The following is a 12004-nucleotide window of genomic DNA, read 5'->3' on the forward strand; positions in this document are numbered from 1 at the left end:
ACACGCGTGCATAACCGTAGCTACGAATTTTGGGTTAAAACTTCCAGCATTGTTACCATGGTCATGGTTAGCTTAATGATCGGCGCAAAAACATGGGCCTGGCTGGCTTCTGGCTCAGCTTCAATGCTTGGCTCGTTAACTGATTCGTTAATGGATATTACTGCCACCGCAATGAGCTTTTTAGTGTTGGGTTACGCACTGCGCCCAGCGGATGATGATCATAGATTTGGACACGGAAAAGCTGAAGCACTTGCAGGACTAGGCCAAGCCGCATTTATTGCAGGCTCAGGTTGCCTACTTGCTTTTCATGGTATTGAGCGATTATTTAACCCTATACAGTTAAGCCATTCTTTATTAGGTGTGTGGGTAAGTATTTTTGCTATTGCGTGTACGCTTGTCATTGTATTTGTACAAAACAAAGTGGTTAAGTATACCGATTCAATTGCTATAAAAGCCGACTCAGTACATTACAAAGGCGATTTAATATTAAACGCTGCGGTGCTGTTAGCTATTTTGTTAGCTTATTATGGCGTGTTGTATGCAGATCCTATTTTTGCAATAGGTGTAGCGGGTTACTTACTTTATAACAGTTGGGATATAGCTCGCGATAGTGCCGATCACTTAATGGATAAAGAGCTCCCGGATGACGAAAAACAAAGCATATTTGACATAGCCAGAGCCCATGCTGATGTGCATGGCGTGCATGACATTCGTACTCGCCAAGGCGGTAAAGTTAAGTTTATTCAAATGCACTTAGAGCTTGATGATCATTTGAGTTTGATTCGCGCGCACAATGTGGCTGATGAAGTAGAGGCAATGCTCAAAGAACGTTTTGAGTCGGAGGTAGATATACTGATCCACCTCGACCCTTTGTCAGTACTTGTTAAGCCGTCACCGAATCACAAAATTGATAAAAGTTAGTTAATAGCGGCTTTCGAATTTCGTCACGTTCAAAAAGTAGCTCGTGTTTAGCGCCTTCAAAACTCTCAATCGTTGCATGAGCATGCCTTTTTGCAAGACCGTACTGTGCTTCGTTGTTTACCACTGTATCGCTAGCTGCACTTGCTATAAACAAAGGGATTGGTACGTTTAGGTTATCAACAGACTTTAAAAACGATATCGTAGCTGCTAGCCAGCCAAACGTAACGCCACCTAATTGTATGTTAGGTTCTAAATTATAGGTTTGCCTAAAGTAGGTGTAACGCTTCTCGCTGCTAGTAAGTACGTTTTCGGTAAATGGGATCGGGTTGTAGTTGCCTTGTCCAAATGCATAGCAAGAGTGTAAACCAAGTAAAGTGGCTAATTTAACAATAAACTTCGTTGGTATTTTTGGTACGTCTTTTGTAAAAATATCAAACATAGGAGCAGACAAAAACACGCCTTTATAGCTATTTTCAAATTTTGCTAAATAATCAATAGCAATGGCGCCACCCATTGAGTGAGCCAGCATGACTTTTTTACCTTGCCAATGTTTTGAAACTATTTGCTGATCAAAGTTATTTAGGTCACTGCTGTAGTTATTATAATGTTTTACAAAGCCTTTATGTTTATTTTTAAGGTGCCTGTAAGAGCGGCCCTGACCTTGATGATCCATAATAAACACAGCAAAATTATTACAATACAGCTCCCAGAGTAGTTCTTTATATTTTTCTAGGCCTTCAATACGCCCTGTACTTACTACTATTGCGGTTGTCGCGTTTTTAGGGATTGCGTATGCGTAAAATAGCTTTCCTGATGGCGTATCTAAGTAGCTTTTAATTAAATTTGAAGTATAAAAAACATTAATGGCCTCTTGATTGCTCTCAAGCTGGGCTTCTGAACTATAAAACATGCTTTACTCTTTTATTAATGGCAAGGTTATATTAGCACACAAGCCACCTAGTTCTTTATTTGATAATACTAGACTGCCACCATGCGCAGTAATAGCATTTTTAGCAATCGCCAGCCCTAAACCCGTACCACCACTTACGCGATCCCGCGCATCTGATTGCCTAAAAAAGGGCTCACAAAGCTTGCCCAGTTGGTCATCGGGCACACCAGAGCCATCATCACATATTTCTATATAAATGGCATCTGTGTGCTTTAGAGTAATGCTAATAGTCTTATTTGCGTATTTAATAGCGTTGCGTAATAGGTTTTCAAGTGCGCTGGCAATAAGGCCTTCGTCGCAATTAATATTTACGTCTACAGTGCCCACTATATTTAGCTGCTTATTATTTTGTTTTGCTTCAAACTGCGCATCGTTAATAACGTGATCTACAATTATTTGTAATGATTGTTTTTGCAGTGAAAGCGCTTGGCTTTTTGCTTCTAAGCGAGAAACTTGCAGCACGTCGGCAATCATCTTATCAAGTTGGTTTGCTTCTTTTTCTATGCGTAATAAATAGGATTGGCTAGCGTCGTTAGCTTGCATTTGCGCAAGACCGGTAGCCATTTTTAAACGCGTAAGGGGCGAGCGTAACTCATGTGATATGTCGGCTAATAAGCGTTTTTGTGAACTAATTAAAAGCTCTAGCTGATTGGCCATGCTGTTAAAGTCTCGCCCAAGTATTCCCAGCTCATCTTTTCGGTTTACAGAAATGTCGGCTCTTGCGCTTAGGTTGCCCGCTGATAGTTTAATAGCTGCTTTTTTAAGACTATTTATAGGGGCTATTAAGTTACGGCTAAATACAAAGCTTAAAATAAGAGAGGCAACAATTGCGATGACTATTTTCATCCAATTAGGCATAAGCTTAAAGCGCATTAATAGCGGCGGTTGATGGTTAATATCTATTTCATAAAGATAAAAACTCCCTTCAGGCACGTTTATGTTAACAGGGCCGAAGGCTTGATATTTTTCAGTAAAAATAATTTGTGGTGACATATTTTGAGTAAAGTTTAATAAACTTAAGTCGATGCTCTCTGGCACCTCTTTACTACTAAGGGAGTCTTCGCTTTGAGCTGCGCTTAAGTATAAAAGTTTACGCTTTGATAGGCGAGGGTGTACTAATACATCGCTTAGGCTGCGCTTATGTTTAATAACAGTGCGCTCAATACTTTTGGCGGTATATATTAAGTTTTTTTTCATAGGGCCATAAAGCGGCTTGTTAGTTACCGCGTTAATAGCGGTAATGTTACTTAAAAATATAAGCGCTGCAACGGTGCCGATTATAGTTAACCAAAACCAAATAAATATTTTAAAAAACAGGTAGTGCCCAGGGTGTTTTAACCAAGCAAAGTAAGTGCTTTTATTCGCCTTGGATAAAGACATAACCCGTACCTCTCATTGTTTTAATTCGCTCACCTGGAATATGCTCTGCTATTTTTTTGCGGATATTACTTACATGCATATCGATAGAGCGATCGAAAGAAGCTAAACGCCTACCTAGTACTTCTTCACTAATTTGCTCTTTACTAACCACTTCACCTGCATTTTTACACAATAGCGTGAGTATTTCGTACTCTGTACCAGTAAGCGTTAGTGTAGAGCCGTCTATTGAAGCCTCGCGCGCAGCAAGGTTAACAGTAATGCCATTAACGAGTAACTTACTCGTTGTAGCTACATTTAAGCTATTAATGTGCTCTATACGGCGAGTTATCGCTTTTACGCGGGCAAGTAATTCACGATGATTAAAAGGCTTTGGAATATAATCGTCAGCGCCTAGCTCTAAACCAAAAATACGGTCAAAGTCTTCACCTTTTGCAGTAAGCATTATTACAGGGGTGAGCTTTGTTTGCCTAAGCTGTTTGAGTACTTCAAAACCATCAAGCGTTGGTAGCATTACATCAAGCAGTATAAGTGCGTAGTCGTTTGCTTGTGCTAGTTTAAGGCCTTGCTCACCGTCGTGTACGCTTTGTATTTCAAAGCCTTGAGCAGTTAAATATTCACTTAATAGCTCACAAAGGCCCGTATCGTCATCAATCATTAATAGTTTCATTTACAAACCCTTAGAGTTGTTTATAGCGTTATTTTACCCGCTAAATAGTGCAAAGGTGAATCTTTACACAACCTTTACACTGCTTTGCGTTACTTTGCGTTGAGTTAGGTATAGTTAACTCACTGGCGTATACCCAGTCAGCCTCAAGATACAGAATTCAGCGTTTCACAGCAGCTGGCTATCAAGGCGTGACTTTGCAAGAATGGCATTCCCTTTTAAAAAGTCACAACACCGAGAGCTAGTTGCTGTGAAACGCCCAAAGGGTTGGTTTTAAAACGATTTATTCTGCGTTATAGATTTTAACAAGGGAGCAACCATTGGTTACAATCAATGCCTTGCCTAAATAGTTTTTAATTCCAACTGAAACTCGTTTCTTGCGGTTGATTGGGTATGTTAGCCACAACCAACCCAATATTAAGGTAATGATTATGACTAAAGTAAACACACTTTCAAAATTAGTACTTATCTGTGGCTTAGCAACAGCAACGCTTGGTGCTGGTAGCGTGTTAGCTAAAGGCGACGGACATAAGCAAGGCCATTCTCAAGCTCGTTTTTTACTTTCTGAGCGCGGCGTTGAAAAATTAAACCTAACAGATGAGCAGCAAACTAAGCTAAAGGCTATTTTTGAAGCGCAAAAAACACAAATGAAAGCACTGCGTGGCGACGATAAAGAAGCCCGTAAAGCAATGCGTGAAGCGCACAAAACAAAAATGGATGCGTTACTTTCGGCGGCAACATTTGACGAAAATGCAGCTAAAGAGCTATTAAACGAACGCCGCGAAAAAGGTGAGCAATTTGGTTTAATTAAACTAAAAACGCAGCACCAAGTAATGCAAGTTCTTAACGCTGAGCAAAAAGAGAAGTTTGCTAAAATGCAAAAGCGTATGAATAAAAAGCATCGTAAGCAAAAAGACTAATCGTTCAATTATATTGAACACTAAAAAGCCAGCATCGCGCTGGCTTTTGTGCTTTTAAATGAAAAATTCAGCGTTTACTTAAAAAAGTCATCTTCATTTTTAGCCAGCATAGCTTCAATATCTTCAATCATGTCTTGGCTAAACTCTTCTGCGGACGTGATTGGTGCAGAAATTTTATTATTTTCAAACGACCATTCACCTAAATCAATTAGCTGACAGCGTTTTGAGCAAAAAGGACGAAATGGGCTTTGCTCTGACCATTCAACTTTAGTTTTACAGGTTGGGCAGTTTACAATAGTAGGCATAATTTACTCTTTACAATCTTTTTCTGCATTTTACATTACTTAGATATGAGTCTCTAGGTATAAGTAAGGCTCTGAATTTAGTGTTCAGAACCTTGTCACTTTTACTATGGACCTTTAAAAATTAGTCACGCGGTTAATTTCACCAAGGGATGTAAGACCATCGGCTGCTTTGCGTAAACCCGATAAACGTAAATTATTAAATCCGGCTTTAAGTGAAACGTCAGCTATTTCAAGCGAGTTACCACCGCGCATAATAATTTGGGCTATTTCAGGAGTAATTTGCATTACTTCGTAAATACCCACTCGGCCTTTATAACCATCGGTACAGCTATCACACCCTTTAGGCGTATATAATGTCATTTCTTCAATTTGATCGGCACTAAACCCCTGGCGAGTCAGTTCTTCACTCGGAAGTTGTTCCGGCGTTTTACACTTGGGGCACAAACGACGTGCTAAACGCTGGGCTATAATTAAGCTGATCGAACTTGCTACGTTATAAGCTGGCACACCCATATTTAATAAACGGGTGATTGTTTCCGGCGCTGAGTTTGTATGGAGTGTTGATAAAACTAAGTGACCTGTTTGCGCTGCTTTTATTGATATTTCAGCAGTCTCAAGGTCACGTATTTCACCTACCATAACTACATCAGGATCTTGACGTAAAAATGCACGCAGTGCGTTGGCAAAAGTCATATCGGCTTTAATATTAATTTGTACCTGGTTTACACCTTCAAGGTTAATCTCAACCGGATCTTCCGCAGTACTAATATTACGCTCTGGCTGGTTTAATATATTTAAACCTGTGTATAGCGATACGGTTTTACCAGAACCCGTTGGCCCTGTTACCAATATCATCCCTTGAGGCTGGGCAAGTGCATCCATATAGAGCTTTTTCTGCTCAGGCTCATAGCCTAATACATCAATACCTAACATAGCGCTTGATGAATCAAGGATACGCATTACTATTTTTTCGCCCCACAAGGTAGGCATGGTACTTACACGAAAGTCGATACTTTTGCGTTCAGTAATTTTTAGTTTTATACGACCATCTTGTGGTTTGCGTTTTTCGGCAATATCGAGTCGCGACATAACCTTAATACGCGCAGAAAGCTTGGTTGCTAATGTATTAGGTGGACTTGCCACTTCATGCAAAATGCCATCAATACGAAAGCGAATACGGTACTTGTGTTCATACGGTTCAAAGTGTAAATCAGAGGCGCCTTTTTTAATGGCATCCATTAAAATTTTATTAATGTAAACGATGATAGGCGCATCATCTTTATCGTCATCTTGTGGTGCTGTATCTCTTTGGCTTTCTGAGTCTAAATCAGCAAATTTCTGAAACTCGTCATCGGTTAAATTTAGGCTGCCAGTGGCATCTAGTAATTGCTCGATTTTGGCATCGAGTTGAATATAATCAACAACAACAATTTCGCATGAAAGACCGGTACTAAACTCAAAGTTTTCGAATGCGCCATAATCTGTTGGGTCTGATGCTGCTATATAAACTTTTCGATCTTTTTGAACAAGCGGCAAAATGTGATGCTTGCGAATAAGCTTTTCTTTTACAAGATCGGCCGGGATTTTTGTAGGATCAAAATCTTTTAAATCAAAATAAGGTACGCGAAACAAATCAATACATTGTTCAGCTAAATCTTTACTATCGATTTTTCCACATTTAGAAATAAGCTCAGCTGTTGAGGCAAATTCATTTTGTTTGTTTTTAACCGTGTCGGCATCAATGCGGCCAAGGGTTATAAATTTTCTCAATAACGGTGAGTTAATATTCATTGCGCACCTGTTTTATTCCTTCAATAGTAAGCAATTTATCAGAAAAAAGAAGGTGATTACATCACCTTTCATTCTTTGTTGTGATTTTACTAACTAAAATACGAGTTTGTGTGAGTTAGGACAGTGTTAATGTGAGTTAGTTTTGTTCTGTAATGCATATTGTAGGTACTTTTTATGAAGATAAACAAGTTCTATATGCACTAGGTTTAAACTTCGGTCGTTATTTAAAATATCATCTGCTTTTTGCTGTTTATCGGCACGTGACATTTGCGAGGCAATAATACTTTTAACTTGCTCACGACTTGTGTTGTCACGTTTTGCTGTACGCGCTATTTGTACACAGCTTGGTACGTCAATAAGTAAGGTATGGTCGCAATATTTATCAAGGTTGTTTTCAAATAATAAAGGCGCTACTAAAACAACATAAGGGCTAGTTGCACTATTTAAATCGTTTAGTATTTTTATCCGAATAAGAGGGTGCAGCAACGCATTAAGCCATTCTTTGTCATTGTTGTTAGTAAATATTTTTGCGCGAAGCTCTGTTCTATTTAATGTGCCATCAGGCAATAAAATATCTTTGCCAAAGTGGGCTGTAATCGCTTTTAGCCCTTTGCTATTTGGGAGTACTACTTCACGCGCAATTATATCGGCATCAACTATTGTAATACCAAGCTCTTCAAACATGTTACTGATGGCCGTTTTACCACAGCCAATACCGCCTGTTAAACCTAATACCCAGCTGTTTACTTTAGTAATTTGCTCACTCATTTTAATAACCAATTAAATTAAAATAAGTGCCTTGAATTTGGTTGCCCCAAAGCATTGCAATCCAGCCAGCTATCGCTAAATAAGGCCCAAAAGGGATAGGAGTCGCTTTGTCTTTACCTTGAATACTCAACAGTGCAATACCTATTATGGCACCTACTACGCTCGAAAGCAGAATAATTGTAAGTAATGACTGCCAGCCAAGCAAAGCACCAAATACAGCGAGCAATTTAAAATCGCCATAGCCCATGCCTTCTTTTCCGGTTAGTAACTTAAATAACCAAAACACACTCCATAAGCTTAAATAACCGCAAGCTGCGCCAATAATGGCATCGGTTGGTGTAATTGTGTAACCCATTACCGAGGCAATAAGTGCAAGCCATACAAGCGGAAGTGTAAGTTGATCTGGCAGTAACATATGGTCAATATCAATAAAGGTCAGTGCGACTAAAATCCACGTTACAAAAATATATAAAAGGGCTTGCTCGGTCGCACCAAAGCTATAGGCAACAATTAAACTTAATAGGGCAGTAATTAGCTCTACAGCAGGGTAGCGAGCAGAAATAGGGTTACTGCAACTCGCGCATTTACCTTTAAGTATTAACCAACTAATTATAGGGATATTCTGCCAAGGCTTTATGGCTGTTTTACATTTAGGGCAGGTAGAATTGGGTTTTACTAAGTTAAAAGGCTCGTTGATATTGGCTTGTTTAGATTTATTGGCTGTAAGCTCATCATCTAGCAATATACGGCATTCGCTTTGCCACTCACGTTGCATCATCAGTGGTAAGCGATAAATAACCACATTTAAAAAACTACCAATACATAAACTAATTAAGCCAATAGTGGTTAAATAAAACCACAATTGGCTTTGCATTACTTCAATAATACTTTGCATTTGTTTACCTAAAACTAAAATTTTTTAATAATACCAATTAACAGCGCGATGTAAAATCGCGACTACGCGGTTTATACCACGGCACCGTAGCAGCGGGTTTACCCCGCGACTGTTACCATTATTGCGCGATGTAAAATCGTAATTAAAAACGCGATATAAAATCGCGACTACGCGGTTTATACCAAGGTAGCTTAGCCGCGTGTTTACCCCGCGACGGTTGCTATTACTGCGTGATTGTTACAATTATTGCGCGATGTAAAATCGCGACTACGTGTGTTTTTAAATAGGTGTTTATATTTTTAAAGGTATTAAATAACTGAACCCAATTGGAAAATAGGTAAGTACATCGCAACAATCAAGCCACCAACAAGTACACCTAGTACGGCCATAATAAGTGGCTCAAGTAGGCTTGAAAGGCCATCAACAGCATCATCAACTTCTTGCTCGTAAATAGTCGCTACTTTTGCGAGCATGCCGTCTAGTGAGCCAGATTCTTCACCAATAGCGACCATTTGTATTACCATATCAGGGAATATTTTTGAGTTACGCATTGCCCAGTTCATCTGATTACCAGAGCTAACCTCGGCTTTTATGTCTAAAATGGCATAACGATAAACAGCATTACCTGAAGCCCCAGCGGCAGAGTCAAGCGCATCAACCAGCGGCACACCAGCAGCAAAAGTGGTCGAAAGCGTACGAGCATATCGTGCAACAGCAGCTTTATTTAAAATCATTCCAATTACAGGAAGTTTTAATGTGGCTCTATCTGTTGCATCTCTGAGCTTTAAACTTCTGAGTTTGGCTTCTTTAAAAGCATAACCAAAACCGACAATGGCTATTAAAATCACCCACCAATATTCTTGCATAAATTCAGATATACCAATAACAAATAAGGTAAAGGCAGGTAGTTGTGCACCAAAGCCATTAAAAATATCTTGAAACTGTGGCACCACAAATATTAACAATATTGAGGTAACTATAAGAGCCACAACTAAAACCGCGATAGGGTAAAACATGGCTTTTTTAATTTTTGCTTTTAAGGCTTCAGACTTTTCTTTATAAAGGGCAACACGGTCGAAAATTTTATCAAGCGCACCCGACTGCTCACCCGATGCCACTAAATCACAATACAAATCATCAAAATAACGAGGGTGTTTTCTTAGTGCTTGGTTAAGCGGCTGACCTGCTTTAACTTCATCGCCAATATCCCCCATTAGCTTAGCAACACTTTTGTTGGTGGAGCCTGAGCCAATCATTTCGATCGCTTGAATAAGTGGCACACCCGCCATAAGCATGGTCGCTATTTGTCTTGTGACTAAAGCGATATCTTTGGGGGTAATTTTTTGAACGTTTTGAATACCAAATAGAGGTTTTGGCTTACGTTTCACTTTAGAAGGGGTAATACCTTGTTTTCTAAGTTGAGCTTTAACTAAAGCAATACTCGAGCCGGTTAATTCGCCTTCTAAGCGTTTTCCCCTAGCGCTAACTCCAACCCATATAAACGTATCTAATCCTTTTTCATTTTTTTTATGTTCCATTGAGTAAGCTCGTAGCTGATAATAAGTAAAAGGCCAAGTAAAAACTACTTAGCCTTTAGTATTTTAGCAATTGATTATCTGCAGTTGGCAGGTAAAAGCTTAGCTTCTATGCTTGCACCACCAGTACATGCCCATGTTACTGAACCACCAGCATCTTTTGGTGTTAATATAAGAGTACCAGCGCCGACCTTTATATCATCAAAATCAACTGTAATTACACCTGCAGCAATCGTAACCGAGTCTACAGCATTACCTTTTATACTAGTAGCAGCATCAATTCCTGCAGCTGCGTTATCAGCTGGAAACGTTCCTGTTGAAGCGTAAGTCTCAGTTACTGCTGCTTTAGCTCCTGCGGCTAAGCTCATGCCTTCACTCACATGTGCGCGTTTCGTGTAATCTTGGTAAGCAGGCAATGCTACCGCTGCAAGAATACCGATGATTGCTACAACAATCATTAATTCGATTAGGGTGAAACCCTGTTGTTTTTGAGTCATTGTTTTCATGTTTCCTCTCCTAAAGGATAGATTTTTGTAACTTAAATCACTTAAGCGGCAAAATGCCTCACTTAATTTAACTGATTTACTTTACAGTTTTACTTAAAATTAATTTTATTACACTTTAGCTTTAGAGTATGAAACACAAAAGCCGAATGTGAATTCATTATGTTTAGTACTAATTATAAAAGTTTACTAAATGCACTACATGTTGTAGCAACAAATAGTATAGGCATAAAGTAAGTAGTTTAGTTGCTTTAGTTTTTAATTATGTCTTTAAAAACTAAAGGTACTAGTTATTTATGACTACCTTTTTAAATAAAATAGTACAACAGAATTAGTCTACCATTTTATTTTAGTATTTAGCACGTATCTTCTTATAAAAAAGCGATTTTATTTAACAATTTGTTACAAAGTAAGCCTTTTGGGCTATTTAATGCTTTTTTACTTAACTTGTCAATTAATTAGCGGTATTAATTACCCATTATTGCTTTAAAATTGTTCAAAACGCATCGATAAATCGATTGATTGTAAGTTTTTTGTTAATGCCCCGCTTGATATAAAATCGACACCTGCTTGTGAATAAGTTTTGAGCGTTTCTAGGGTCATATTGCCTGAAACCTCTAGTTTTGCGCGCTTATTGGTTAAAATTACAGCTTGCTTAATTTGCTCTACGCTAAAGTTGTCTAGCATAATTATGTCGGCGCCAGCTTCAATTGCTTGCTTAAGTTCTGGGAGGGACTCTACTTCTACTTCGACAGGTTTGTTTGGGTGATTTTGTTTAGCTTGAGCAACGGCTTTGTTTATTGTGCCACAAGCCGCTATATGATTTTCTTTAATTAAAAATGCGTCAAATAAACCAATACGATGATTTGCACCGCCGCCACATTTTACTGCGTATTTTTGAAGTGCTCTAAGGCCTGGTATGGTTTTGCGTGTATCGAGTAGTTGCGTTGTTGTGCCGCTTAGTTCTTTTACATAATGTGCTGTAGTAGTGGCTGTACCCGATAACGTTTGTACAAAGTTAAGTGCAGTACGCTCGGCAGTTAATATTGAACGCGCTGAACCAGTGGCTGTAAATAATGTGCTGTTTGCTTTAACTGCGTCGCCATCATTAATAAGTACATTAACCTTAACGCTTGGGTCTACTTGTTTAAATACTTCAAGGATGATGTCTTTTCCGCAAAAAATACAGTCTTCGCGGGTGATTACTTTGGCGTTTGCTTGCTCATTTTGAGGGATCAATTGCGCGGTAATATCGCCTTCTTGTGCTGTTTGATAATTTAAATCTTCGTCAAGTGCAAGAGTAACAAGCTGAGTAATAAGAGTGTGCGAAATAGACATGGAATGCTCATAAGCGTTAATAAATTAAGCAAATT

At 38.9% G+C, this 12004-nt stretch carries 12 protein-coding genes; 2 read left to right on the forward strand and 10 right to left on the reverse strand.

The window, feature by feature from the left end:
* Positions 1-57 precede the first annotated feature (57 nt).
* Entirely contained in the window at positions 58-921 is an 864-nt protein-coding gene (locus H4J63_RS01315) for a cation diffusion facilitator family transporter (protein ID WP_182194048.1), read from the forward strand.
* Here H4J63_RS01315 and H4J63_RS01320 read toward each other — a convergent pair.
* The 3 genes from H4J63_RS01320 to H4J63_RS01330 are packed head-to-tail and all read right to left on the reverse strand — an operon-like array spanning position 884 to position 3917.
* On the reverse strand, positions 884-1831 hold the full coding sequence (locus H4J63_RS01320; protein ID WP_182193927.1) for an alpha/beta fold hydrolase: 948 nt from the start codon (positions 1829-1831) through the stop codon (positions 884-886). The genes H4J63_RS01315 and H4J63_RS01320 overlap by 38 nt on opposite strands.
* Positions 1832-1834: 3 nt before the next feature.
* Positions 1835-3250: an ATP-binding protein gene (locus H4J63_RS01325; RefSeq protein WP_182193930.1), complete on the reverse strand. Its 1416-nt coding sequence runs from the start codon at positions 3248-3250 to the stop codon at positions 1835-1837.
* Positions 3228-3917: a response regulator gene (locus H4J63_RS01330; protein WP_002957776.1), complete on the reverse strand. Its 690-nt coding sequence runs from the start codon at positions 3915-3917 to the stop codon at positions 3228-3230. Before H4J63_RS01330 ends, H4J63_RS01325 begins: the two co-directional genes overlap by 23 nt.
* Positions 3918-4345: 428 nt before the next feature.
* Between H4J63_RS01330 and H4J63_RS01335 the strand changes: the two genes are divergently transcribed.
* Positions 4346-4834 (forward strand): periplasmic heavy metal sensor, encoded by a 489-nt coding sequence (locus H4J63_RS01335; RefSeq protein WP_182193933.1) that lies wholly within the window; start codon positions 4346-4348, stop codon positions 4832-4834.
* Positions 4835-4908: 74 nt separating this feature from the next.
* Here H4J63_RS01335 and yacG read toward each other — a convergent pair whose 3' ends face one another.
* The 7 genes from yacG to nadC form a co-directional block, all read right to left on the reverse strand.
* Entirely contained in the window at positions 4909-5139 is a 231-nt protein-coding gene (yacG, locus tag H4J63_RS01340) for a DNA gyrase inhibitor YacG (RefSeq protein WP_182193936.1), read from the reverse strand.
* Between the two features lie 114 nt (positions 5140-5253).
* A complete protein-coding gene (gene pilB, locus H4J63_RS01345; RefSeq protein ID WP_182193939.1) occupies positions 5254-6930 on the reverse strand; it encodes a type IV-A pilus assembly ATPase PilB in 1677 nt (558 codons plus the stop codon).
* 126 nt (positions 6931-7056) lie between these two features.
* Complete coding sequence (coaE, locus tag H4J63_RS01350; RefSeq protein ID WP_182193941.1) at positions 7057-7698, reverse strand: dephospho-CoA kinase; 642 nt, start codon at positions 7696-7698, stop codon at positions 7057-7059.
* Position 7699: 1 nt separating this feature from the next.
* On the reverse strand, positions 7700-8593 hold the full coding sequence (locus tag H4J63_RS01355; RefSeq protein ID WP_182193944.1) for an A24 family peptidase: 894 nt from the start codon (positions 8591-8593) through the stop codon (positions 7700-7702).
* A gap of 308 nt (positions 8594-8901) precedes the next feature.
* Complete coding sequence (locus H4J63_RS01360) at positions 8902-10131, reverse strand: type II secretion system F family protein (protein WP_182193947.1); 1230 nt, start codon at positions 10129-10131, stop codon at positions 8902-8904.
* A gap of 74 nt (positions 10132-10205) precedes the next feature.
* The gene (locus H4J63_RS01365; protein ID WP_220467108.1) at positions 10206-10634 is read right to left on the reverse strand and encodes a pilin; all 429 of its coding nucleotides are present in this window, start codon (positions 10632-10634) and stop codon (positions 10206-10208) included.
* Positions 10635-11117: 483 nt separating this feature from the next.
* Complete coding sequence (gene nadC / locus H4J63_RS01370; RefSeq protein ID WP_182193949.1) at positions 11118-11969, reverse strand: carboxylating nicotinate-nucleotide diphosphorylase; 852 nt, start codon at positions 11967-11969, stop codon at positions 11118-11120.
* Positions 11970-12004 lie beyond the last annotated feature (35 nt).

It is taken from the genome of Pseudoalteromonas sp. 5Ae-yellow, assembly GCF_014077565.1.
In the GTDB taxonomy this organism is placed as follows: Bacteria; Pseudomonadota; Gammaproteobacteria; order Enterobacterales; family Alteromonadaceae; genus Pseudoalteromonas.

Bases quoted from the DNA above. Each gene is read 5' to 3' on its own strand.
- H4J63_RS01315 (WP_182194048.1), top strand. From the start codon at position 58: ATGGTCATGGTTAGCTTAATGATCGGCGCAAAAACATGGGCCTGGCTG.
- H4J63_RS01320 (WP_182193927.1), bottom strand. From the start codon at position 1,831: ATGTTTTATAGTTCAGAAGCCCAGCTTGAGAGCAATCAAGAGGCCATT.
- H4J63_RS01325 (WP_182193930.1), bottom strand. From the start codon at position 3,250: ATGTCTTTATCCAAGGCGAATAAAAGCACTTACTTTGCTTGGTTAAAA.
- H4J63_RS01330 (WP_002957776.1), bottom strand. From the start codon at position 3,917: ATGAAACTATTAATGATTGATGACGATACGGGCCTTTGTGAGCTATTA.
- H4J63_RS01335 (WP_182193933.1), top strand. From the start codon at position 4,346: ATGACTAAAGTAAACACACTTTCAAAATTAGTACTTATCTGTGGCTTA.
- yacG (WP_182193936.1), bottom strand. From the start codon at position 5,139: ATGCCTACTATTGTAAACTGCCCAACCTGTAAAACTAAAGTTGAATGG.
- pilB (WP_182193939.1), bottom strand. From the start codon at position 6,930: ATGAATATTAACTCACCGTTATTGAGAAAATTTATAACCCTTGGCCGC.
- coaE (WP_182193941.1), bottom strand. From the start codon at position 7,698: ATGAGTGAGCAAATTACTAAAGTAAACAGCTGGGTATTAGGTTTAACA.
- H4J63_RS01355 (WP_182193944.1), bottom strand. From the start codon at position 8,593: ATGCAAAGTATTATTGAAGTAATGCAAAGCCAATTGTGGTTTTATTTA.
- H4J63_RS01360 (WP_182193947.1), bottom strand. From the start codon at position 10,131: ATGGAACATAAAAAAAATGAAAAAGGATTAGATACGTTTATATGGGTT.
- H4J63_RS01365 (WP_220467108.1), bottom strand. From the start codon at position 10,634: ATGAAAACAATGACTCAAAAACAACAGGGTTTCACCCTAATCGAATTA.
- nadC (WP_182193949.1), bottom strand. From the start codon at position 11,969: ATGTCTATTTCGCACACTCTTATTACTCAGCTTGTTACTCTTGCACTT.